This is a genomic window from Mesorhizobium sp. CO1-1-8 (assembly GCF_020164875.1).
Taxonomy (GTDB): Bacteria; Pseudomonadota; Alphaproteobacteria; order Rhizobiales; family Rhizobiaceae; genus Mesorhizobium.
The window spans coordinates 13,486-36,357 of sequence record NZ_JAIUGZ010000004.1; the positions used below are offsets into that span (position 1 = coordinate 13,486).

Here is a 22,872-nt window from a genome sequence, read left to right on the forward strand (position 1 = left end):
CGCGCTTCAATCCCACCGCATTTCGGCTAACCGCATTTCAGGAGCAATCGCTGATGGCCAGAATTACCCGCGCCGCCTATGCGCAGATGTATGGTCCGACGGTCGGCGACAGGGTGCGGCTTGCCGACACCGAACTGTTCATCGAGGTCGAGAAGGATCTCACCATCCATGGCGAAGAGGTGAAATTCGGCGGCGGCAAGGTGATCCGCGACGGCATGGGCCAGAGCCAGGTTTCGGGGGCCCAGGGCGCTGTCGACACGGTGATCACCAACGCGCTGGTGGTGGACGCCAGCGCCGGCATCTTCAAGGCCGATATCGGGCTTCGCGACGGGCGCATCGCGGCCATCGGCAAGGCCGGCAATCCCGACACGCAGGATGGCGTCACCATCATCATCGGCCCCGGCACCGAGATCATCGCCGGCGAAGGCAAGATCCTGACATCAGGCGGCTTCGACGCGCATATCCACTTCATCTGCCCGCAGCAGATCGAGGAAGCGCTGATGAGCGGCATCACCACCATGCTCGGCGGCGGCACCGGTCCGGCGCACGGCACGCTGGCCACCACCTGTACGCCGGGGCCATGGCACATGGCGCGCATGATCCAGTCCTTCGACGCCTTTCCGATGAACATCGGCCTGTCGGGCAAGGGCAATGCCTCCCTGCCCGCAGCGCTCGAGGAAATGGTGCTGGGCGGCGCCTGTTCGCTGAAGCTGCACGAGGACTGGGGCACGACGCCGGCGGCGATAGACTGCTGTCTGTCGGTCGCCGACGACTATGACGTGCAGGTGATGATCCACACCGACACGCTGAATGAATCCGGCTTTGTCGAAAACACCGTCGCCGCCATCAAGGGCCGCACCATCCATGCCTTCCACACCGAGGGTGCCGGCGGCGGCCACGCACCCGACATCATCAAGGTCTGCGGCCTGCCCAACGTCATCCCGTCCTCGACCAACCCGACGCGGCCCTACACGGTCAACACGCTGGCCGAGCATCTCGATATGCTGATGGTCTGCCATCATCTGTCGCCGTCGATCCCCGAGGATATCGCCTTTGCCGAAAGCCGCATCCGCAAGGAGACCATCGCGGCGGAAGACATTTTGCACGACATCGGTGCCTTCTCGATCATCTCGTCGGATTCGCAGGCCATGGGCCGCGTCGGCGAAGTCGCGATCCGCACCTGGCAGACCGCCGACAAGATGAAACGCCAGCGCGGCTCACTGCCGCAGGAAACCGGCAACAACGACAATTTCCGCGTCCGCCGCTACATCGCCAAATACACGATCAACCCGGCCATCGCGCATGGGCTGTCGAAAGACATCGGCTCGATCGCGGTGGGCAAACGCGCCGACCTGGTGCTATGGAACCCGGCCTTCTTCGGCGTCAAGCCGGACATGGTGCTGATCGGCGGCATGATCGCCGCCGCCCCGATGGGCGATCCCAACGCCTCGATCCCGACGCCGCAGCCGATGCACTACCGGCCGATGTTCGGCGCCTATGGCAAGGCCAGGACCAACTCGTCGGTAACCTTTGTTTCGAAGGCAGCGCTCGAATCAGGCCTGCACGGCAGGCTCGGTGTCGACAAGCAGTTCGTCGCCGTCGAAAACACCCGCAGCGGCATCGGCAAGCACTCGATGGTGCTCAACGACGCCACGCCGCATGTCGAGGTCGACCCCGAAACCTACGAGGTTCGCGCCGACGGGGAATTGTTGACCTGCGAGCCGGCGACGGTGCTGCCGATGGCGCAGCGGTATTTTCTGTTTTGAAGCGATAGCGGCGATTCAACGGGCGAGCATTATCCGTTGCAGCCCTTGGTGGGAGGCAGCAATATGCGGCCGACCACCAGCTGCATTGTGATCGAGCATGGCCACCGAAATCGCTTCCGCCCACGACATCTTCCCGCATATCCGGATCGTCATGGGCATGGTGATCGGGCTTGGCGTTGCCCGTCTGCTGTCGGGGGTGGCGCGCATCGTCCAGCATCCCGGCCAGTACAAGCTCTATACCGTGCATCTGGCCTGGGTCGTCTCGGTGCTCCTGATGCTGGTGCATTTCTGGTGGTGGGAGTTCGGCCTCTACGCCATCGAAACCTGGACCTTCGGCAAATATTTGTTCATCATCTTCTACGCGATCACGCTGTTCCTGCTGTGCGCGCTTTTGTTTCCCGATTCGATGCTGGACTACACCAGCTACGAGGATTTCTTCTATTCGCGCCGGGCGTGGTTCTTCGGCCTGTTGGCGGCGACCTATCTGCTCGACGTGATCGACACGCTGCTGAAGGGGCCGGAGCATTTCGCCCGCTTCGGCAGCGAGTATCTGTTCCGCACGCCGGTCTTCGTCGCGCTCTGCATCGTCGCGATCCTGGTGCGCGACCGCCGCTTCCACATCGCCTTCGTCACGGCGGCGCTTATCTACCAGATATCGTTCATCCTGCGGCTCTTCGACACCATCGTCTGAACGAACGCGATGGTCTAGCTTGTTGGGGAAAGGCAAGGTTCGACATGTACAAGGCCGTTGGATCGCGTGGATCCCGGGTCAGCCGCGTTCTCTGGATGCTCGAGGAACTCGGGCAGCCTTATGAATTCGTCGAGGTTCATCTGCGCTCACCGGAAGCCTATGCGCTCAACCCATCGGGCAAGGTGCCGATCCTCATCGACGGCGAACTGACGGTGACGGATTCGGCGGCGATCTGCGTTTGTCTCGCCGACAAGCACGCGGACAAGGGCATGGGCGCCAATCCGGGCGTCGCGGGCCGTGCCGAGATGGATTCCTGGATGCATTTCGCCCAGAGCGAGTTCGAGGCGCCGCTGTGGAACAAATTGCGCCATCGCTTCCTGCTGCCTAGAGATGTGCGCGTCGATGTCGGTCCTGCGGCGGCTTACGATTTTGCCTTGGAACTGAACGCGCTGGAGCGGCGTCTGGGCGACAAGCCGTTTGCTCTCGGCGAGCGGTTTTCAGCCGTCGACGTGCTGCTCGGCGACATGGGTGGGTGGGCGCGTGCCGGCCGGTTTGCGATCGAGTCCGAACGCATCAACGCCTATTTCGACCGCGTGCTGGTGCGGCCTGCGCGTGTGCGGGCACAAGCAAATGGGGGATCGATGAAATGAAACTCAACCTGAACACCGACTTCACCAAATTCCCGCGCGCCGTCTCGGTGCTGTCCGCCGGCCATGCCGGAACCACCCTACCGTCCGGCCGGGCCATTCTCGCCCATGACGAGCGGCATCTGCGCCGCCGGGCCATCGAACTTGCCGACGGCAGCAAGGTGCTGGTCGACCTGCCCGAACCCGTCGCCCTGAACGATGGGGACCGGCTGGTGCTGGAGGATGGCGGCCATGTCGAGATCGCCGCGGCGCCGGAAGAGGTCTATGACATCCGCGCCCGCGACGGCGTGCACCTGGCCGAACTCGCCTGGCATATCGGCAACCGCCATCTCGCGGCGAGCATCGAGGCCGGGCGCATCCTCATCCTGCGCGACCATGTCATCAAGGCGATGCTGGAGGGGCTGGGCGCCACCGTGACCGACGCGTCCGAACCGTTCAAGCCGGTGCGCGGCGCCTATTCCGGCCATGGTGGGCAAAGCCACGATCACGGCCATGCGCATGCGCACAGCCACGCGGAAGCGCACAGCCATTCTCATGGCGAATCGCATTCCCATTCGCACAGTCATGCCGGCCATCACCACGATCATGACTGACCAGCCTTCGAACATCGCCCTGCTGCGGCTGATGGCGTGGCTGTCGCCTGCCTTTCCGGTCGGCGGCTTCTCCTACAGCCATGGTCTCGAGCGTGCGGTGCATGACGGGCTGGTTGCCGATGCCGGGAGCCTGGCCAACTGGCTGGAAACGCTGGTCGAGATCGGTTCGGGCTGGAACGACGCCGTGCTGTTCGCCGAGAGCTGGCGCCGGGCGCGCGGCACCGGTGATTTCGATGAAGTGGCGGCACTCGCCGAGGCGCTGGCCGGCTCGCGCGAACGCCATACAGAAACCATGCTGCAGGGTGCGGCCTTCCTAAAAGCGGCGGCAGCCTGGCCTAATCCGGTGCTGGAGCGCTTGCCGGCCGAATGCGCCTATTGCGTCGCTGTCGGCGCGATCGCCGGCGGCAACGGCATCGCGCTTCAGGATGCGCTGTCGGCTTTCCTGCAAACTTTCTTCTCCAACCTCGTGCAGGCAGCGATCCGGCTTGGCATCGTCGGCCAAAACGGCGCGACCGCGTTGTTGGCCGGCTTCGAGCCGCTGGCCCTGGCGACCGCAAGCCGCGCCGCGCGGTCGGCATTGGACGATCTCGGTGGCTGCGCCTTCGTCTCCGATGTCATGGCGATGAAGCATGAAACCCAGTATTCGCGATTGTTTCGATCATGATTTTTCTCGCCTTCGCGCTCTCCTTTGTCCTGCTGCTGATCACCGCGCTGCATGTCTATTGGGGCCTTGGCGGCATCTGGCCGGGCCAGGATGCGGCCTCCTGCGCTCGTGCCGTGGTCGGCTTTCACGGCGTCGATGAGATGCCGACGCCGTTCGCCAGTTTCGCCGTTGCCGCGTGCCTCTGCCTGGCGACATTGTGGCCGCTGGCGCTCGAACGCGTCTTTGCCTCGCCCTTTCCCCGGGAGGGCCTCGCCGCCACCTCGCTGCTCATCGGTCTGGTGTTCCTGGGCCGCGGCATTGCCGGCTTCACGCCATGGTGGCGGCGGCTGACCCCGGAACAGCCTTTCGCGCGGCTCGATGTCCGCTATTATTCGCCGCTGTGCCTGTTGATCGGGCTCGGCTTTGCCATCCTCGCCATCACGGAGTTTCCCGCATGACACAGACAAATGGTCCGCTGCGCGTCGGCATTGGCGGCCCGGTCGGTTCGGGCAAGACGACGCTGACCGAAAAGCTTTGCAAGGCGCTGCGCGACGAGTTTTCCATCGCCGTCGTCACCAACGACATCTACACCAAGGAAGACGCCATGATGCTGGCGCGGCTGCAGGCACTGCCCGAGGACCGCATCATGGGTGTCGAGACCGGCGGCTGCCCGCACACCGCCATCCGCGAGGACGCGTCGATCAATCTGCAGGCGATCGCGCAGATGAACAGGAAATTCCCGGACCTCGACATCGTCTTCATTGAATCCGGCGGCGACAACCTTGCCGCCACCTTCTCGCCCGACCTCGCCGACCTGACGCTTTACGTCATCTCGGTTTGCCAGGGCGAGGAGATTCCGCGCAAGGGCGGGCCGGCGATCACCCGCTCCGATTTCCTGGTGATCAACAAGAGCGATCTTGCTCCTTATGTGAACGTCAACCTCGATGTCATGGAGAGCGACGCCGGCCGCATGCGCGGCAAGCGGCCGTTCGGCTTCACCGACCTGTCGCGCGGCAAGGGATTGCAGGAGGTGATCGATTTCATCATCGAGCATGGCGGCCTGCGAGCCGACACTGCCGCTGCCAGCACGGCGGCGTGAGACACGCCATCCCTGCACCAACCAAAACCGGTTGCGGGAATGGGCTGGCCACGGCATTCTTGCCGAAACCGGAGGATTTTTCGATGAGCCTTGCCCGTCTGCAAAAGGAACCGCTGACCAATTTGCCCTACTATGAGGAGCGCGTCGATCTCGCCTGCGCCTTCCGCTGGACGGCGCGGCTCAACATGCACGAGGCGGTGGCCAATCATTTCTCGCTGGCCGTCAATGATGGCGGCACACAGTTCCTGATGAACCCCAACCAGGTGCATTTCTCGCGCATCAAGGCGAGCGACCTTCTGATGATCGATGCCAACGATCCAGAAACGCTCTCCAGCCCCAATGCGCCCGACCCGACGGCGTGGGGGCTGCATGGCGCCATCCATCGCAATGTGCGCCACGCGCGCTGTGTCATGCATGTGCATTCGATCCACGCCACGGTGCTGGCATCGCTCGCCGACTCGACATTGCCGCCGATAGACCAGAATTCGGCGATGTTCTTCAACCGCCATGTCGTCGACGCGCATTATGGCGGGCTGGCCTTCGAGGAGGAGGGCGAGCGCTGCTCGCAGCTTCTCGTCGATCCCAAGGTCAAGGTGATGGTGATGGGCAATCACGGCGTGCTGGTCATCGGCGACACGGTCGCCGACGCCTTCAACCGCATGTTCTATTTCGAACGCGCCGCCGAGACCTACATCAAGGCGCTGTGGACCGGCCGCCCGCTGCGCACGCTGTCAGATGCGATCGCCGAAAAGGCGGCGAGCGAGATGGACGACTATCCCGGCCAGGCCGAACGCCATCTCAGCGAGTTGAAGGCGATCCTCGACGAGCAGGAACCGGCCTACCGGAACTGAGGGCTCTTAGTTTGACGCAATTCCGGACGGAAAACCGCTTCACACTTTTCCTGGAATCGCTTTAAAGCCCAAGTTCGGCGCGCAATTCCTCGGCGCTGTTGATAACGACGGCGCCGGGCGGGCCCTCCATGGGCTTTTCCGGCCAGAAGATCGTCTTCATTCCCGCCGCCAGCCCCGCCATGGCGCCCGGCCAGCTGTCGTCGATCGCTATCGCCTGCGCGGGGTCGACATCGGCCAGATAGGCGGCCCGCAGGAACGGCTCGGCATGCGGCTTGCCTTCGCGCACATCGTTGCGGCTGATCGTCTTCATGCCGGGGTAGATCAGGCCGACCATGCTCAGATTGGCGTCGACGATCATCCGGTCCGAATTCGAGACCACGGCCTGCTGGATGCCTCTTGCACGCAGTTCGTTGAATATCTCGATCGCGCCCGGGCGCGGCTTCAGGCTCTCCACCAGCGGCAGGTAGTGTTCGTATTTGCGCACGATCCAGTCGTCGAAAGGCAGGTCCAGGCCGAACTCGTCACGCATCATCTCGTAGACCGGCCAGGCGGCGACACCGAGCACGCGCTCATGCAGATCGTCCGGTGGGACAAGGCCGACATTGCGCATCGCCGCCATCAGGGCGGCCTCGTGCAGCGGTTCGCTGTCGACCAGCGTGCCGTCCATGTCCCAGAAAACCGCTTTCGGCGTCATGCGAGGCTCCTTTTTGCCATCCCTTAAAGGGTTTGAGCCGGGAGATAAACCTTCGGGACCGAAGAACGTGCCGCCTGCCCGACCGGGGGCAAGTCTCTTTGGCGACACAGACATCGTCGGAGACGAAAAACTGGGCCGTGCCTACGCCGATGGGCAGCAAGCAATTGCCCCCGAGATTGACAATTGCGCAGCAGGCCGTTCCCTGCGAAAGTGGGCATGGGCCGCTCTCATGACCGGCGGTCTCGGGAGGCAGGAACTTGAATAGCCGGCAGGATGGTGGCAGCAACAGGCTGGACGATGCGGCGCGCGCCGGCTGGCTTTATTATGTTGCCGGCAACACACAGGACCAGATCGCTTCGACGCTTGGCATCTCGCGGCAAACGGCGCAGCGGTTGGTGTCGCTGGCGGTGTCGGAGGGCTTGATCAAGGTTCGCGTCGACCATCCGATCGCCAACTGCCTCGATCTCGCGGCACGGCTGAGATCGCGCTTTGCGCTTGATCTGGTCGAAGTGGTGCCGAGCGACCCCAACTCGTCGTCGACCACGATCGGCATCGCCGAAGCGGCTGCCGCCGAGATCGAGCGGCGGTTGCGTTCACCAACCCCGATCGTCATGGCGATCGGCACCGGGCGCACGCTGAAGGCGGCGATCGAGCAGTTGCCGCCGATGGAATGCCCGCAGCACAAGGTGGTGTCGTTGACCGGCAACATCTCGCCGGACGGTTCGGCCGCCTTCTACAACGTCATCTTCACCATGGCCGACAGGGTCAAGGCGCGCTCCTTCCCGATGCCCTTGCCGGTCATCGCCTCGTCACCGGAGGAGCGCGAGATGCTGCTCAACCAGCCGATGATCCAGCCGACGCTTGCGCTCGCCGCCGAGGCCGACGTCACCTTCATCGGCATCGGCGACCTCGGCGCCAAGGCGCCGCTCTACGAGGACGGCTTCATTTCGGAGAGCGAATTGAAGGCGCTGCAGAAGGCCGGCGGCATCGCAGAGATCGTCGGCTGGGTGTTCGATAGGGAGGGCCGCATGATCGAGGGCATCACCAACGATCGTGTGTCGTCGGCGTCGCTGCCGTCACGCGAGAAATCGCTGGTCATCGCACTGGCCATGGGCGAACGAAAGCTGCCGGGCATCCTGGCCGCCGCCAACCGGCGGCTGATCAACGGCCTTATCACCGATGAACGGACCGCCGCCGCCCTGCTGGCCAGCATCTGACCGGAAGCAACTGGTTTGCGATAAAACCAACCGCACTAGCCGTGCCGGCCGAAAGGATCGTTGCCATCGAGAAAACCGAGATCGCGCTGCAGATGCGGCGACAGGTCCCTGATGTCGAGATGCGCCCGTCTTTTGGCCGCGAACCAGCCGAATCCATCCGTCAGCCACGAAAACCAGCGGTGATCCGGTGCGTGAGTGCATTTTTGCTGCGCCATGGTCATGATCGTCAACCTTCGCTATCCTGAACCCGAATGACGGGTTGACTGGGAATGTCGGTCTTGACAGCCGCCTTTGCCAATCGAACGTCGATAAGGACCCATAAGGAGGCTTTATGCCGGATCTCAGCTCTCGGCAGGTTTCACAGCTTCCGCCGCTGCAGGCGATCCGGGTGTTCGAAGCGGTGGCGCGGCATCTTTCCTTCACCAAGGCAGCCGAGGAACTTGCCATGACGCAAGCGGCTGTCAGCTATCAGATTAAGGTGCTGGAGGAACGGGTCGGCGCGCCGCTGTTCCTGCGACGACCGCGTCAGATCGCACTCACCGAGGCCGGACAGCGCCTCGCGCCGGCGGTCAGCGAGGCCTTTGCCATTCTCGGCCAGGCCTATGCGGCGGCGCGTGGCGGCGCCGACGGATTGCTGTGCGTCACGACGGTGCTGACCTTTGCCTCGAACTGGCTGGCGCACCATCTGGGCTCGTTCCAGATCGCTCATCCCTCCCTTGCCGTGCGGCTCGAAACGTCAAGCCGGCTGACGGATTTCGCTCGCGAGGATGTCGACCTCGCCATCCGGTCGGGCGGCGGCAAATGGCCGGGGCTGGAAGCCTACAAGCTGCTCGATGCCGATTTCACGCCGATGCTGAGCCCGAAGCTCGCGGCAAGCATCGGCGGCATCAGGGAACCGGCGGACCTGTTGCGGCTGCCGATCCTCGATCCCGGCGATGTCTGGTGGACGCAATGGTTCGAGGCTGCCGGCGTGCACTCGCATGATCTCGCCAAGCGGCCCGGCAGCAGCATGGGCGCGCAGGCCTACGAAGCCAATGCGGCGATCGCGGGTCATGGCGTGGCGGTCCTGACCAGGGCGCTGTTCAAGGCGGAACTCGCCGACGGGCGCCTGATCCAGCCTTTCGATCTGGTTGGCGACGACGGCCATGCCTATTGGCTGGTCTACCCCGAGGCGCGCCGCAACGTGCCGAAGATCCGTGCCTTCCGCGACTGGCTGCTGGCCGAGATCGCCTGCTGACCGGCAAGCTTCCGGGCTGCACCCTGGTTCTCGCAGATCTACCCGCTGTTGCCTCACTGTATGCCGCCGGGACGATCCTCGCCCTGGCAATTTCCGCTCGTCCCGGCCTGCGGTGTCGCCGGGTGCTGCGCTGCAACATCGAATCCGACTTGACATAATTCACGCCAAGTGAGTAATTGCCCAAAGCCAAGGCAAATGCTCATCTTGGTTCAAGGGAGGAATTTGATGAAACTTCGCACGCTCACCCTGGGCTTGTTGTCGGCCAGCACGCTTGCGTTCGCCGCACACGCCGAATCCATCACCATCGCCACCGTCAACAATGGCGATATGGTCCGCATGCAAAAGCTGACCGAGGACTTCACCAAGGCGAGCCCCGACATCCAGCTCAACTGGGTTACGCTCGAAGAGAATGTGCTGCGCGAGCGCGTCACCACCGACATCGCCACCAAGGGCGGCCAGTACGACGTGATGACCATCGGCACCTATGAGGTTCCGATCTGGGCCAAGCAGAGCTGGCTGCTGCCGCTCGACAAGCTCGGCGACGACTATGACGCCAAGGACATCATCCCCGCCATCGCCGGCGGCCTTTCGGTCGACGGCAAGCTCTATGCCGCGCCCTTCTATGGCGAAAGCTCCTTCGTCATGTACCGCAAGGACCTGATGGACAAGGCCGGGCTGAAGATGCCCGACGCGCCGACCTGGGACTTCATCAAGCAGGCCGCCGACAAGATGACCGATCGCGCCAATGGCGTGAACGGCGTGTGCCTGCGCGGCAAGGCCGGCTGGGGCGAGAACATGGCTTTCCTGACCGCCATGTCGAACTCCTTCGGCGCCCGCTGGTTCGACGAGAACTGGAAGCCGCAGTTCGACCAGCCGGAATGGAAGAACACGTTGCAGTTCTATGTCGATCTGATGAAGGCCGACGGCCCCGAGGGGGCTTCCTCCAACGGCTTCAACGAAAACCTGGCGCTGTTCCAGCAGGGCAAATGCGGTATGTGGATCGACGCCACGGTCGCCGCGTCCTTCGTTTCCGATCCGAAGAACTCCACCGTCGCCGACAAGGTCGGCTATGCGCTGGCGCCCGATAATGGCCTGGGCAAGCGCGGCAACTGGCTGTGGGCCTGGTCGCTGGCCATTCCCGCCGGCACGCAGAAGGCCGATGCCGCCGAGAAGTTCGTCTCCTGGGCGACCAGCAAGCACTATGCGGAGCTCGTCGCTTCGAAGGAAGGCTGGGCCAACGTTCCTCCGGGCACGCGCTCCTCGCTCTATGCCAATGCCGAGTACCAGAAGGCGGCTCCGTTCGCCAAGATGACGCTGGACTCCATCAACGCCGCCGATCCGACGCATCCGACCGTCAAGCCGGTGCCCTATGTCGGCGTCCAGTTCGTCGCCATCCCTGAGTTCCAGGGGCTTGGCACCACGGTCGGCCAGCTCTTCTCGGCGGCGCTTGCCGGCCAGTCGAGCGTCGACGATGCCCTGAAGCAGGCCCAGGACGCTGCCACCGCGGCAATGACCGAGGGCGGATACATCAAGTAAGGCTCCTCCCGGTGCCGAGTGCCGGTCGCCTCCTTGACCGGCAACGGCCGCCCGAATTCCCAGTTCGGGCGGCCGCCTTTAACGTCTTTTGAAAATTCCGTCTGACCAGTGAAGGGTGACCGTCATGGCTACTCAGCAGACCCGTTCGCTTGCCCGTTTCATGATGGCGCCATCCGTGGTGCTGCTGTTCGTCTGGATGATTGTGCCGCTGGTCATCACCATCTGGTTCTCCTTCCAGCAATACAATCCGCTCAATCCGATCCGCGACGGCTTTGTCGGCTTCTCGAACTACGCGCTGTTCTATTCCAACCCGGCCTTCCTGCAATCGATCCTCAACACGCTCACTTTGGTGGTCAGCGTGCTCCTGATCACGGTGATCGGCGGTATCCTGCTGGCGCTGCTAATCGATCAGCCGATGTGGGGCCAGGGCATCGTGCGCATCCTCGTCATCTCACCGTTCTTCGTCATGCCGCCGGTGGCCGCATTGGTCTGGAAGAACATGATCATGCACCCGCAATACGGGGTGTTCGCCGATATAGCCCGCTTCTTCGGGGCCCAGCCGATCGACTGGTTCGGGCAACATCCGATGCTGGCGATCATCATCATCGTCGCCTGGCAGTGGCTGCCCTTCGCCACGCTCATCCTCTTGACCGCGCTTCAGTCGCTCGACGGTGAGCAGAAGGAAGCCGCCGAGATGGACGGCGCCGGCTTCATCAGCCGCTTCATCTATCTGACGCTGCCGCACATGTCGCGCGCCATCACGGTCGTCATCCTGATCCAGACGATCTTCCTCCTCTCCGTCTATGCCGAGATCCTCGTCACCACCAATGGCGGCCCGGGATACGCCTCCACCAACCTGCCCTTCCTCGTCTACCAGAAGGCGTTGCTGGAATTCAAAATCGGCCAGGCATCCGCCGGCGGTGTGATCGCCGTCATTCTCGCCAACATCGTTGCCTTCTTCGCCATGCGCGCCGTCGGCAAGAACCTGGACAAGTAAGGGAGGCTACGATGGCACGCTCTGTCACCACCCAGCACAAGACGATTGCGACAGTTGCCGCCTGGATCGTCGCCCTGCTGATCTTCTTCCCGATCCTCTACACGATCATCACCTCGTTCAAGTCGGAGCAGGAAGCCATCCAGGGCTTCAGCATCATCCCGTCGGGAACGTTCGAGAGCTATGCCGAGGTTCAGGCGCAAAGCGGCTACTTCAAGTTCTTCTTCAACTCGGTGCTGCTCTCGGTCGGCTCGACCATCCTGGCCCTGCTGGTCGCCATACCGGCGGCATGGTCGATGGCCTTCTCGCCGACCAAGCGGACCAAGGACATCTTGATGTGGATGCTGTCCACCAAGATGATGCCCGCGGTCGCGGTGCTGTTCCCGATCTACCTGATCTTCCGCGACACAGGACTGCTCGACAGCCGCATCGGCCTGATGATCATGCTGATGCTGATCAACCTGCCGATCGTGGTGTGGATGCTCTACACCTATTTCCGCGAAATACCGGGCGAGATCCTGGAAGCGGCGCGCATGGACGGCGCATCGCTGTGGAACGAGATCGTCTATGTGCTCACACCCATGGCGGTGCCGGGCATCGCCTCGACGATGCTGCTCAACATCATCCTGGCCTGGAACGAGGCGTTCTGGACGATCCGGCTGACGACGACGGAAGCCGCACCCCTGACCGCCTTCATCAGCTCGTTTTCCAGCCCGCAAGGCCTGTTCTGGGCCAAGCTCTCGGCCGCCTCGACACTGGCCATCGCGCCGATCCTGATCATGGGCTGGTTCAGCCAGAAGCAACTGGTGCGCGGCCTGACATTTGGTGCGGTGAAGTAACGGAATTGCCCGAAGCAATCGGCAGAAATAACCCCTCGGGGAGGAAATCATGGGAAACATCACGCTCAAGAACGTCTCCAAATCCTTCGGAGCGACGTCCATCATCCCCGGTCTCGACCTGGTGATCGAGAATGGCGAGTTCGTCGTCTTCGTCGGCCCGTCGGGTTGCGGCAAGTCAACGCTGCTGCGCCTGATCGCCGGGCTCGAGGACACCAGCGGCGGCTCCATCAACATCGACGGCCGCGACGTCACCGGCGAGGCACCGGCCAAGCGCAAGCTCGCCATGGTGTTCCAGTCCTACGCACTCTATCCGCACATGACGGTGGCCAAGAACATCGGCTTCCCGCTGAAGATGGCCGGTGAGGACAAGGCGACCATCGACAGGAAGGTGGGAGACGCGGCGCGCGTGCTCAACCTGACCAACTATCTCGAACGCCGGCCCGGCCAGCTTTCCGGCGGGCAGCGCCAGCGCGTCGCCATCGGCCGCGCCATCGTCCGTCAGCCGACCGCCTTCCTGTTCGACGAACCGCTGTCCAACCTCGATGCGGCACTGCGCGGTACCATGCGGCTGGAGATCAGCGAGCTGCACCATCAGCTCAAGACCACCATGATCTACGTTACCCACGACCAGGTCGAAGCCATGACCATGGCCGACAAGATCGTCGTGCTGAACGCCGGCAACATCGAGCAGGTCGGCTCGCCGATGGAGCTCTATAAGACGCCGAAGAACCTGTTCGTCGCCGGCTTCATCGGCTCGCCGAAGATGAACCTGATAGAAGGCGCGCCGGCTGCCAAAAACGGCGCCAAGACCATCGGCATCCGTCCCGAGCACCTGGAGATCTCGACCACGGCGGGCGAATGGAAGGCGGTCGTCGGCGTCGCCGAGCATCTCGGCTCCGACACCTTCCTGCATGTTCAGGCCGATGGCGTCGGTCCGCTGACGGTGCGCGCCGACGGCGAACTCGCCGTCCATCATGGCGACACCATCTACCTGACAGCAGACAAGGCCAAGCTGCATCGCTTCGGCGCCGACGGAAAGGCGATGTGAACATGCGACTGGCCGGCAAATCCGCGCTGATCACGGGTTCGGCCCGCGGCATCGGCAGAGCTTTCGCCGAAGCCTATGCCGGCGAAGGCGCAACCGTCGCCATCGCCGACATCAATCTCGAGGCTGCGCAGAAGACGGCCGCCGAGATCGGCGGCAAGGCCTATGCGGTCAAGCTCGACGTCACTGACCTCGCCTCGATCGAGGCGGCGGTGAAAGCCGTCGAGACGAAGACCGGCGGCCTGGATATCCTGATCAACAACGCCGCTCTGTTCGATCTGGCGCCGATCGTCGAGATCACCAAGGCAAGCTACGACAAATTGTTTTCCGTCAATGTCGCCGGCACGCTGTTCATGCTGCAGGCGGCCGCCCGCTCGATGATCGCCGCTGGCCGGGGCGGCAGGATCATCAACATGGCAAGCCAGGCCGGGCGACGCGGCGAGGCGCTGGTCGGCGTCTATTGCGCCACCAAGGCCGCCGTCATCTCGCTGACCCAGTCGGCGGGGCTCGACCTGATCAAGCACCGCATCAACGTCAACGCGATTGCCCCCGGCGTCGTCGACGGCGAGCACTGGGATCACGTCGATTCGCTGTTCGCCAAATATGAAAACCGGCCGAAGGGCGAGAAGAAGAAACTGGTCGGCGAGGCGGTGCCCTATGGCCGCATGGGCACGGCGCAGGATCTCACCGGCATGGCGGTGTTTCTCGCCAGCGGCGACGCCGAATACATCGTCGCCCAGACCTACAATGTCGATGGCGGCCAGTGGATGAGTTGAGGGCGGGGACGGCCTTTGCTCCCCGTCCCTCCGCGGGGAGCAGAGGCCGACATCAGAGGCTGTATCGACCTCAGGAAGTGCCACCCCTTAGCCTCTCCGCGTGAAGACGGGGAGAGGGCGTAACGAAGGCCGAAGCCCGGCCAAAGGGTAAAACAGATGACCGTGAAACTCTCGTCCTCAAACCTCTCCAAGCTGCCTACCGAGGTCGCCGGGCCGAAATATGACCGCGCGACATTGAAGGCCGGCATCGTGCATTTCGGCGTCGGCAATTTCCATCGCTCGCATCAAGCTGTCTATCTCGACGATCTGTTCAATGCGGGCATCGGCCATGACTGGGCACTGATCGGCACCGGCGTGTTCGACGGTGAAAAGATCGGTCGCGGCAAACTGGAAGAGCAGGACTGGCTGACCACGGTGGTCGAGCAGGATAGCGGCCATATGAGCGCCCGCGTCACCGGCGCCATGATCGACTTCCTGATGCCGGGCGACGCGGCCGGCGTCATCGAACGGCTTGCCGACCCGGCGATCAGGATCGTTTCGCTGACCATCACCGAAGGCGGCTATTTCATCGACCCGGCCTCCGGCGTGTTCAACCCGACCCATCCCGACATCGTCGCCGACGCGCAGGCCGGCGCCACGCCGAAGACGGTGTTTGGCATCATCCTCGCCGGTCTGGTGCGGCGGCGCGACGAGGGCACCGTACCGTTCACGGTCATGTCGTGCGACAACATTCCTCACAATGGCCATGTCACCTCCGACGGCGTCATCGGTCTGGCCCGTTTGATCGACGAGGACCTGGCGAACTGGGTCAGCGAGCATGTCGCCTTTCCGAACGGCATGGTCGATCGCATCACGCCGGCCACCACGGACCGCGAGCGCGGCATTCTGGCCAAGGATTTTGGCCTTGAGGACAACTGGCCGGTGTTTTGCGAGCCGTTCCGGCAGTGGGTGCTGGAGGACCATTTCACCGATGGCCGGCCGCCGTTGGAAAAGGTTGGCGTGCAGTTCGTCAAAGACGTTGCGCCCTATGAACTGATGAAGATCCGTATCCTCAATGGCGGCCACGCGACGATCGCCTATCCGGCCGGCCTGATGGATATTCATTTCGTCCATGAGGCGATGCAGGAGCCGCTGGTGAGCGGTTTTCTGGCCAAGCTCGAACGGGACGAAATCATTCCGACGGTGCCGCCGGTGCCGGACACGGTTCTGGAAGACTATTACCAGCTCATCGAGAGCCGCTTTTCCAATCCCAAGATCGGCGACACGGTGCGCCGGCTCTGCCTCGATGGCTCCAACCGCCAGCCGAAATTCATCATCCCGACCATCGCCGACCGGCTGAAGGCCGGGAAAGGCGTCGCCGGCCTGGCGCTGGAATCGGCATTGTGGTGCCGCTATTGCTTCGGCACGACGGACAGCGGCGCCGTCATCGAGCCCAACGACCCTAGCTGGGACCGGTTGCAGGCAACGGCAAAAGCGGCAAAAGATGCGCCCGCCGCCTGGCTTGCCATGGAGGACATCTATGGCAATGTCGGCCGCGCGACGGCGTTTGTTGAGGCCTTCGCCCATGCGCTCAACGTGCTGTGGGCGAATGGCGCGCGCGCCACGCTGACGCGCTACCTCGCCGGCAAGCTCTGAGAGCCATTCTCCGTCATGACGCCTGAACTGGTCATTTTCGACTGCGATGGCGTGCTGGTCGACAGCGAGGCGCTCTCCGTCTCGGCGCTGCTCGGCATGGTCAAACTTGCCGGCGGCAGTGTCGGTGAGGATGCCGCCTACGAGCATTTCCTCGGCAAGAGCATGAAAAGCGTGCGCGAGATCCTCGGCCGCGACTTCGGGCTCGATATCACCGACCTGCACCTGACCGAGATGCGCGTTGAATTGATGCGCAAATTCCGTGAGGAGCTGAAGCCGATCGCCGGCGTCAAGGAGATGCTGCCGAGGCTTGGGCTGCCGTTCTGTGTCGCGTCCTCGGGCACGCTCGACCGCATCCGCTACGCGCTCGACGTCACCGGATTGCTCGGGCTGATGGAGCCGCATCTGTTCAGTGCCACCATGGTGGCCAAGGGAAAGCCGGCGCCGGATCTGTTCCTGCATGCCGCCGCCAGCATGCGGGCCCATCCGCGCAAATGCCTCGTCGTCGAGGACAGCCCGGCCGGCATCGCTGCTGCGCGGGCGGCGGGGATGCGCGTGCTCGCCTTCACCGGCGGCTCGCATGCCGGCAATCCCATCTTGAAAGCGCGGCTTGCGTCGAGTGAGCCGGACTTTATATTCGCTGACATGCTGCAATTGCCCGATCTGATTGCAGGCCTGGGAGCGAGAGACAGAGCATCTTGACGAAACAGTTTGTCTGCGCGGTCGATGTCGGCACCGGGAGCGCTCGCGCGGGCATTCTCGACACCAGTGGCACCTTGCTCGGCCGCGCCGAGCGGCCGATCGCCATGAACCAGCCGAAGCCCGATCACGCCGAGCATGATTCGCGCGATATCTGGTCGGCCGTCTGCACCGCAGTGCGCGCTGCCCGCGAAAAAGCCGGTGTCGAGCCTGAGGACATTGTAGGCATTTCCTTCGATGCTACCTGTTCGCTGGTGGTGCGCGACCGGCAAGGCAGCCAGCTCAGCGTCTCGACCACCGGCGACAGACGCTGGGACACCGTCGTCTGGCTCGACCACCGCGCCATCGCCGAGGCCGACGAATGCACGGCAAGCGGCCACGCCGTGCTGAATTACATCGGCGGCGTCATGTCGCCGGAAATGGCGACGCCGAAGCTGATGTGGCTGAAGCGCAATTTGCCGGAGACGTGGTCGCAGGCCGGCACTTTATTCGACCTGACCGATTTCCTGACCTGGCAAGCGACGGGCTCTCTGGCCCGCTCGCAATGCACGCTGACCGCCAAATGGACCTATCTGGCGCATGAGAACACAGGCTGGCGGCGCGATTTCTTCGAACTCGTCGGCCTCGGCGATCTTTTCGAGCACGGCAACCTGCCGGAGAGGGCCAGCCCGGTCGGCACCGATATCGGCCGATTGACGGCGCAAGCGGCGGCCGAGCTTGGGCTGAGCGAGAAATGCCGGGTCGGCGCCGGGGTCATCGATGCCTATGCTGGCGCGCTTGGCGTGCTCGGCGGCTTTGCCGACTATGAACAGGACATCGGCCGGCATTTGGCGCTGATCGCCGGCACGTCGAGCTGCGTCATGGCGATGTCACCGGATCCGCAGCCCTTCGCCGGCGTCTGGGGGCCGTATTACGGCGCGGCGCTGCCCAGGCTGTGGCTGTCGGAAGGCGGCCAGTCGGCGACCGGCGCCCTGCTCGACCACATCATCCGCTGGCACGGCGCCGGCGGCGAGCCGGATGCCGCCATGCATGCGAAGATCGCCAAGCGTGTCGCCGAACTGCGCGCCACCGAGGGCGACAGCCTCGCTGCAAGGCTGCATGTGCTGCCCGACTTTCACGGCAACCGCTCACCGCTCGCCGATCCGCATGCCGTCGGCGTCGTCAGCGGGCTGACGCTGGACTCCTCCTTCGACAGTCTGTGCAAGCTCTACTGGCGCACCGCCGTCGGCATCGCGCTCGGCGTGCGGCATGTGCTGGAGGCGCTGAACGAGAACGGCTACCTGATCGACACGCTGCACGTCACCGGCGGCCACACCAAGAACCCGCTGCTGATGGAGCTCTATGCCGACGCCACCGGCTGCACGGTGATCGAGCCGCTGGCAGACGAGGCGGTGCTGCTCGGCACCGGCATGATCGCCGCCACCGCGGCCGGGCTGTTTCCCGACCTCAACGCGGCCTGTCTTGCCATGCAGCAAGGCGGCAGGACGCGCGCGTCGAACCCGAAATCGTCCGGACGTTTCGACCGCGACTACAGGGTCTTCCTCGAGATGCACCGCCAACGGCAGATGCTGGACGCGATCCGCTAGCGCATCGGGGCCGGTCCCTGGCTCAATCCGTTCCCGTCCCTCCTCTCTTGCCTTCATGTCGCGTTTCGTCCAGAAGCTGACGCAAACGCCGCGAAACCGAAGGTTTTGCCGTTTGACATGCGGCTTCCGGCTCTGGCCGACGTGCCGTAGCTGGAAAGAGCGGAACAATGTCTGCGATCGAAGCCGGCGCTCGCGCGCCGGAAAATCTTTGGCGTCAGGAAATCAGGGCGACGCTGGCGCTCGCCTGGCCGATGGTGCTGACCAATCTCGGCCAGACCGCGATGACGGCCACCGACGTCATGATGATGGGTCGTCTGGGTTCGGATACGCTGGCCAGCGGCGCGCTTGGCGCCAACCTTTATTTCATGCCCCTGATCTTCGGCCTCGGCCTGATGCTGGCGACCTCGCCGATGATCGCCACCGAGCTTGGCCGCCGCCGCTATTCGGTGCGCGACCTGCGCCGCACCGTGCGCCAGGGCCTGTGGCTGGCGATCCTGATCTCGATCCCGATCTGGCTCGTGCTTTGGCACGGCGAGGGCATCCTATTGGCCATGGGCCAGGACCCGGTGCTGGCCCATCAGGCCGGCACCTATCTGCGCTGGCTCGAATGGGCGGTGCTGCCCTTCTACGGCTATATCGTGCTGCGCTCGTTCATCTCGGCGCTGGAACGGCCGGGCTGGGCGCTGGTCATCGTCTTCGTCGCCGTCGCCTGCAACGTCTTCTTCAACTGGGTGTTCATGTTCGGCAATCTCGGCGTCACCCCGATGGGCATTGCCGGGTCGGGCCTTGCCACCTCGCTGTCCTCAATGCTGATGTTCATCGGCCTGGCTGTCGTGGTGATGCTGGAAAAGAAGTTCCGCCGCTACCGTCTGTTCGGGCGCTTCTGGCGCGCCGACTGGCCGCGCTTCAAGGGGCTGTTGCGGCTCGGCCTGCCGATTGCCGGCATCCTCGCCTTCGAGGTGACGATCTTCAATGCGGCCGCCCTGCTGATGGGCCTGATCGACGCGGATTCGCTGGCCGCGCACGCGATCGCCATCCAGATCGCCTCGATCTCCTTCATGGTGCCGCTTGGCCTCAACCAGGCGGTGACGGTGCGCGTCGGGCTTGCGCACGGCGCCGGCAATCCGGAAGGCGTTTCGCGCGCCGGCTGGACCGCCTTTGTCATCGGTGTCTCGTTCATGGCGCTGATGGGACTGGTGATGATCCTGTGGCCGCATCCGCTGATCAGCGCCTTCATCGATCTGGGCAATCCAGCCAATGCCAGGGTGATCGCGCTTGCCGTGTCGTTCCTGGCCTTTGCCGCGCTGTTCCAGGTCTTCGACGGCGCCCAGGCGGTGGCCGCCGGAATGCTGCGCGGCCTGCACGACACCAAGGTGCCGATGATCTATGCCGCGATCGGCTATTGGGGCGTCGGCCTGCCGCTCGGCGTGCTGCTCGCCTTCCATTTCGGCCTGCATGGCGTCGGTATCTGGATCGGCCTGTCGTCGGGGCTGGCCGTGGTGGCCGCGCTGCTGCTGGCGCGCTGGCTGCGGCGCGACCGACTGGCGCCGCCGCTCGCGTTCGGGCATTGAAACAGGACGGCCGGTGGGCCGTCCATTATTGTCCTGCGGACATTGGCTCATTGAACAACGCCTTCACAACTCCGCGATGGAGGCGGTCAGAATGTCGGCGGCGTGTTGACCCAAAGGATGCGGACCGTGGTCGAACCGATATTGCGGTAGCCGTGGCCGAGTTCCGAGTTGAAATAGAACGCGTCGCCTGCCTCGAGCGCCACCACGTTCGCCTCGACCAGCAACTCGACCGAACCTTCGAGCACGTAGCCGAATTCCTGTCCCTTATGGCTGATCAACTCAAGGCTGCCGCCGCCGGCCTCGATCACGTGGACGTTGATCTGCAGCAGATATTCCGGACCTGATGGCACCAATTGCTCGAGCACGACATGGTTGCCCGAACGCCGATGTCCCGTCTCCATGTGCGGACGCTCGTTTTGCCGCAAGACGAACACTTCCGAGGCATTGTGCTGCAGCGTGCCGAACATCGCGTTCATGTTGATGCCCAGCGCCTGCACCAGCCGGTGCAGAGCCGCCATCGAGGGCGTCGCGCGGTCGTTTTCGATCTTCGAGAGATAACCCTCGGTCAGCCCGATGCGGGCGCCGAGCTCTTCCAGGCTGAGGCCAAGCACCTGTCTGGCATGGCGCAGCTTGACGCCGATCCTCGGGGTTCCGTTTCTGTCGCGCATGTCAGGTCCGCGTCTTCATCCAGTCCGCCAGCTTCGCCAGCAGAAAATCGACTTCCGCCTCGGTGTTATAATGGGCCAGCCCGATGCGGACGACGCCGTTGCGGTCCGCAAGCCCCAGCCGCTTGATTGGCTCCAAACCGTAATTGTGGCCGTGCCAGAGATAGATGCCTTCCTTTGCCATCGCCTTGGCGATATCGGCGGGATCGGTTCCGTCAACGGTGATCGACACGGTAGGCACACGGCGCGCCAGCGCCGCCACATCGGTTATACCCTGGATCAAGACGCCATCAATTCTGGACAATCCGGCAATCAGCCGTGCTGTCAGGACACGCTCATAACGGTCGGCGACTTCAATGCCGGCGACGATGCGCTCGCGCCGCGTCGCCTGCGGGTGGACGTTGCCGAAGGACTGTCCGAGCCAGGCATAGTGCTCGACGGCGCCAAGCACCCCGGCAAGCGCCTCGCGGCTTGTCGTCCCCGTCTCGAATTTTCCAGGTGGCGCGTTCGAAGCCGCGCGCACCTTATAGGCGGTCAGCGCCTGCAGCAGATCGAACCGGCCCCACAACACCCCGTGATGCGGTCCGAAAAATTTGTAGGCCGAACAAACCAGGAAATCACAGCCGATCTCCTGGACGTCGATCACCCCATGCGGCGCGAACTGCACCGCGTCGATATAGCTCAGCGCCCCGACCGCGCGTGCGCGCTGCGCGATCCGCTTGACGTCGTTGATCGTGCCGGTAACGTTGCTGGCATACCCAACGGCGACCAGCTTGACCTGCTCGTCGATAGTGGCCTCCAGCGTCGACAGGTCGAGTTCGAAGGTTTTTGGATCGAGGTCGATCCAGCGCACTTCAAGCCCGCGATCCTCCGCCAGCATCAGCCAGGGTGCGACGTTGGCGTCATGATCCATGCGCGTCAACACGATGGCATCGCCGGCGTTCAGATCGCGGCCGATGGCGCGCGAGACGGCGAAAGTCAGAGTCGTCATGTTCTGGCCGAACACCACCTCACGCCGGTCCGCGGCATTGAAGAAATCGGCCATCGCCTGATGCGCGTCGTCGACCATCGCCTGGGCCGCGAGTGAGGTTTCGAAATAGCCACCAAGATTGGCGTTGGTCTCGATCATGGCACGCGTCATACGCTCGATCGAACGGCTCGCCATCTGGGTTCCCGCGGGATTGTCGAAGAAAATCCGCTTCTTCGGCTCGGCACCTCTCGCCATCGCCGGAAAAGCATCGCGGACTGTGTCTATATCCATGTCTGAATTCCGTGTCTGATGAACGTTGTGCGACGGCCCTTAGGCCGCCGCCAGCTGCGGTTTCACGCGTTCAGCCGGCCGCTTCATGGATGGCGACAGCGCGAGCCGGGAAGCCAGATCCGGCCTTTGGCTTTGGCCAGCTTGCCATTATCAACGCGCCGGCTTCGGGCACCTTGTCGAGATTGGCCAGGAGTTCGATCTGCCAGCAGTCGCGGGACAGCACATAGTATTCCAGGCTTGCGTCACCCGCGGAAGTGGCGCGGCCGGGATCGGTGTCCATGCCCTCGTGCCCGATCGCAGCGACACCACGGCGTTCCAAAAGTTCCTCCAGCACCGGCTTCGACCAGCCCGGCGCATGTGAGATACCGTCGGCCGACTTGTTCTGAAACGCCACGGGGTCTGGCCAGCGCGGCCACCACCCGGTGCGAAGTGCGACAAAACACTTTTCAGGGATACGGCCATTCCGCGTCTCCCAGGCGCAAATGTCGTCGAGCGTCGGCGTCGCGTCGGGATCGGCGGCGACCCTGTCGCTGATGTCGAGTATGACCAACGGCAGAAGCATCTCCGCCACCGGCAGTTGGTCGATCGAGCGGCCGCCATCGATGAAGTGCACCGGCGGATCGACATGGGTGCCCCACTGTCCGACAAAGGCGTAGTGGTGGACCTGGAAGGCGTCGCCCTTCGAAAAATCGAGCAACGCACGGCGCTCCTCGTCCGGGAAGGCCGGGAAATGCGGCTGGCCCGGATGAAACGCATGCGTCAGGTCAGTGAAGGTCGCGGCGGAGAGCCGCGACCTGTAGATGTCCCAAAGGGTACCCGGAGTGGACAAG

At 63.6% G+C, this 22,872-nt stretch carries 24 protein-coding genes; 19 read left to right on the forward strand and 5 right to left on the reverse strand.

The window, feature by feature from the left end:
- Window positions 1–53 precede the first annotated feature (53 nt).
- From ureC to LB558_RS09010, 8 genes are all read left to right on the forward strand, one after another.
- Window positions 54–1,766, forward strand: a complete 1,713-nt coding sequence (gene ureC / locus LB558_RS08975; protein WP_412033454.1) for an urease subunit alpha — start codon at window positions 54–56, stop codon at window positions 1,764–1,766.
- 97 nt (window positions 1,767–1,863) lie between these two features.
- The gene (locus LB558_RS08980) at window positions 1,864–2,457 is read left to right on the forward strand and encodes a hypothetical protein (RefSeq protein WP_224697243.1); all 594 of its coding nucleotides are present in this window, start codon (window positions 1,864–1,866) and stop codon (window positions 2,455–2,457) included.
- A 44-nt stretch (window positions 2,458–2,501) separates the two neighbouring features.
- Window positions 2,502–3,107: a glutathione S-transferase family protein gene (locus LB558_RS08985; RefSeq protein ID WP_224697244.1), complete on the forward strand. Its 606-nt coding sequence runs from the start codon at window positions 2,502–2,504 to the stop codon at window positions 3,105–3,107.
- Complete coding sequence (gene ureE, locus LB558_RS08990) at window positions 3,104–3,697, forward strand: urease accessory protein UreE (RefSeq protein ID WP_224697245.1); 594 nt, start codon at window positions 3,104–3,106, stop codon at window positions 3,695–3,697. The genes LB558_RS08985 and ureE overlap by 4 nt, the downstream gene beginning before the upstream one ends.
- Window positions 3,690–4,361: an urease accessory protein UreF gene (locus LB558_RS08995; RefSeq protein ID WP_224697246.1), complete on the forward strand. Its 672-nt coding sequence runs from the start codon at window positions 3,690–3,692 to the stop codon at window positions 4,359–4,361. Before ureE ends, LB558_RS08995 begins: the two co-directional genes overlap by 8 nt.
- Window positions 4,358–4,798, forward strand: a complete 441-nt coding sequence (locus LB558_RS09000) for a DUF3995 domain-containing protein (protein WP_224697247.1) — start codon at window positions 4,358–4,360, stop codon at window positions 4,796–4,798. The genes LB558_RS08995 and LB558_RS09000 overlap by 4 nt, the downstream gene beginning before the upstream one ends.
- Window positions 4,795–5,439: an urease accessory protein UreG gene (ureG, locus tag LB558_RS09005; protein ID WP_224697248.1), complete on the forward strand. Its 645-nt coding sequence runs from the start codon at window positions 4,795–4,797 to the stop codon at window positions 5,437–5,439. The genes LB558_RS09000 and ureG overlap by 4 nt, the downstream gene beginning before the upstream one ends.
- Window positions 5,440–5,522: 83 nt before the next feature.
- Entirely contained in the window at window positions 5,523–6,290 is a 768-nt protein-coding gene (locus LB558_RS09010; RefSeq protein ID WP_224697249.1) for a class II aldolase and adducin N-terminal domain-containing protein, read from the forward strand.
- A 61-nt stretch (window positions 6,291–6,351) separates the two neighbouring features.
- On the opposite strand, the gene LB558_RS09015 is transcribed toward LB558_RS09010, so the two are convergent.
- Window positions 6,352–6,984, reverse strand: coding sequence for an HAD family hydrolase (locus LB558_RS09015; protein WP_224697250.1), 633 nt, complete (start codon window positions 6,982–6,984; stop codon window positions 6,352–6,354).
- Window positions 6,985–7,241: 257 nt separating this feature from the next.
- Here LB558_RS09015 and LB558_RS09020 point away from each other — a divergent pair, with 257 nt between their 5' ends.
- Entirely contained in the window at window positions 7,242–8,201 is a 960-nt protein-coding gene (locus LB558_RS09020; RefSeq protein WP_127260856.1) for a sugar-binding transcriptional regulator, read from the forward strand.
- Between the two features lie 35 nt (window positions 8,202–8,236).
- Here the strand turns inward: LB558_RS09020 and LB558_RS09025 are convergent, their stop codons facing one another.
- Window positions 8,237–8,422, reverse strand: coding sequence for a hypothetical protein (locus LB558_RS09025; protein WP_224697666.1), 186 nt, complete (start codon window positions 8,420–8,422; stop codon window positions 8,237–8,239).
- Between the two features lie 110 nt (window positions 8,423–8,532).
- On the opposite strand from LB558_RS09025, the gene gcvA reads away from it, so the two are divergent.
- The 10 genes from gcvA (at window position 8,533) to LB558_RS09075 (ending at window position 20,116) form a co-directional block, all read left to right on the forward strand.
- Window positions 8,533–9,438 (forward strand): transcriptional regulator GcvA, encoded by a 906-nt coding sequence (gene gcvA, locus LB558_RS09030; protein WP_224697251.1) that lies wholly within the window; start codon window positions 8,533–8,535, stop codon window positions 9,436–9,438.
- A gap of 225 nt (window positions 9,439–9,663) precedes the next feature.
- Window positions 9,664–10,974 carry an ABC transporter substrate-binding protein gene (locus LB558_RS09035; RefSeq protein WP_224697252.1) on the forward strand — a complete coding sequence of 437 codons (1,311 nt, stop codon included), beginning with the start codon at window positions 9,664–9,666 and terminating at the stop codon, window positions 10,972–10,974.
- A gap of 124 nt (window positions 10,975–11,098) precedes the next feature.
- The gene (locus LB558_RS09040) at window positions 11,099–11,971 is read left to right on the forward strand and encodes a carbohydrate ABC transporter permease (RefSeq protein WP_013528414.1); all 873 of its coding nucleotides are present in this window, start codon (window positions 11,099–11,101) and stop codon (window positions 11,969–11,971) included.
- Between the two features lie 11 nt (window positions 11,972–11,982).
- A complete protein-coding gene (locus LB558_RS09045) occupies window positions 11,983–12,807 on the forward strand; it encodes a carbohydrate ABC transporter permease (protein WP_023810705.1) in 825 nt (274 codons plus the stop codon).
- Window positions 12,808–12,856: 49 nt separating this feature from the next.
- Complete coding sequence (locus tag LB558_RS09050; RefSeq protein ID WP_127260858.1) at window positions 12,857–13,855, forward strand: ABC transporter ATP-binding protein; 999 nt, start codon at window positions 12,857–12,859, stop codon at window positions 13,853–13,855.
- A gap of 2 nt (window positions 13,856–13,857) precedes the next feature.
- Window positions 13,858–14,628 (forward strand): L-iditol 2-dehydrogenase, encoded by a 771-nt coding sequence (locus LB558_RS09055; protein ID WP_224697667.1) that lies wholly within the window; start codon window positions 13,858–13,860, stop codon window positions 14,626–14,628.
- Window positions 14,629–14,784: 156 nt separating this feature from the next.
- Window positions 14,785–16,263 carry a mannitol dehydrogenase family protein gene (locus LB558_RS09060; RefSeq protein ID WP_224697253.1) on the forward strand — a complete coding sequence of 493 codons (1,479 nt, stop codon included), beginning with the start codon at window positions 14,785–14,787 and terminating at the stop codon, window positions 16,261–16,263.
- A gap of 15 nt (window positions 16,264–16,278) precedes the next feature.
- Window positions 16,279–16,962, forward strand: a complete 684-nt coding sequence (locus LB558_RS09065) for an HAD family hydrolase (RefSeq protein WP_224697254.1) — start codon at window positions 16,279–16,281, stop codon at window positions 16,960–16,962.
- The gene (locus tag LB558_RS09070) at window positions 16,959–18,545 is read left to right on the forward strand and encodes an FGGY-family carbohydrate kinase (protein ID WP_224697255.1); all 1,587 of its coding nucleotides are present in this window, start codon (window positions 16,959–16,961) and stop codon (window positions 18,543–18,545) included. Before LB558_RS09065 ends, LB558_RS09070 begins: the two co-directional genes overlap by 4 nt.
- Before the next feature lie 167 nt (window positions 18,546–18,712).
- The gene (locus LB558_RS09075) at window positions 18,713–20,116 is read left to right on the forward strand and encodes an MATE family efflux transporter (RefSeq protein WP_224697256.1); all 1,404 of its coding nucleotides are present in this window, start codon (window positions 18,713–18,715) and stop codon (window positions 20,114–20,116) included.
- 86 nt (window positions 20,117–20,202) lie between these two features.
- On the opposite strand, the gene LB558_RS09080 is transcribed toward LB558_RS09075, so the two are convergent.
- From LB558_RS09080 to LB558_RS09090, 3 genes are all read right to left on the reverse strand, one after another.
- Entirely contained in the window at window positions 20,203–20,784 is a 582-nt protein-coding gene (locus tag LB558_RS09080; RefSeq protein WP_127260870.1) for a cupin domain-containing protein, read from the reverse strand.
- 1 nt (window position 20,785) lies between these two features.
- Window positions 20,786–22,042: a cysteine desulfurase-like protein gene (locus tag LB558_RS09085; RefSeq protein WP_224697257.1), complete on the reverse strand. Its 1,257-nt coding sequence runs from the start codon at window positions 22,040–22,042 to the stop codon at window positions 20,786–20,788.
- Window positions 22,043–22,112: 70 nt separating this feature from the next.
- On the reverse strand, window positions 22,113–22,871 hold the full coding sequence (locus LB558_RS09090; protein ID WP_224697258.1) for a cyclase family protein: 759 nt from the start codon (window positions 22,869–22,871) through the stop codon (window positions 22,113–22,115).
- Between the last annotated feature and the right edge of the window lies 1 nt (window position 22,872).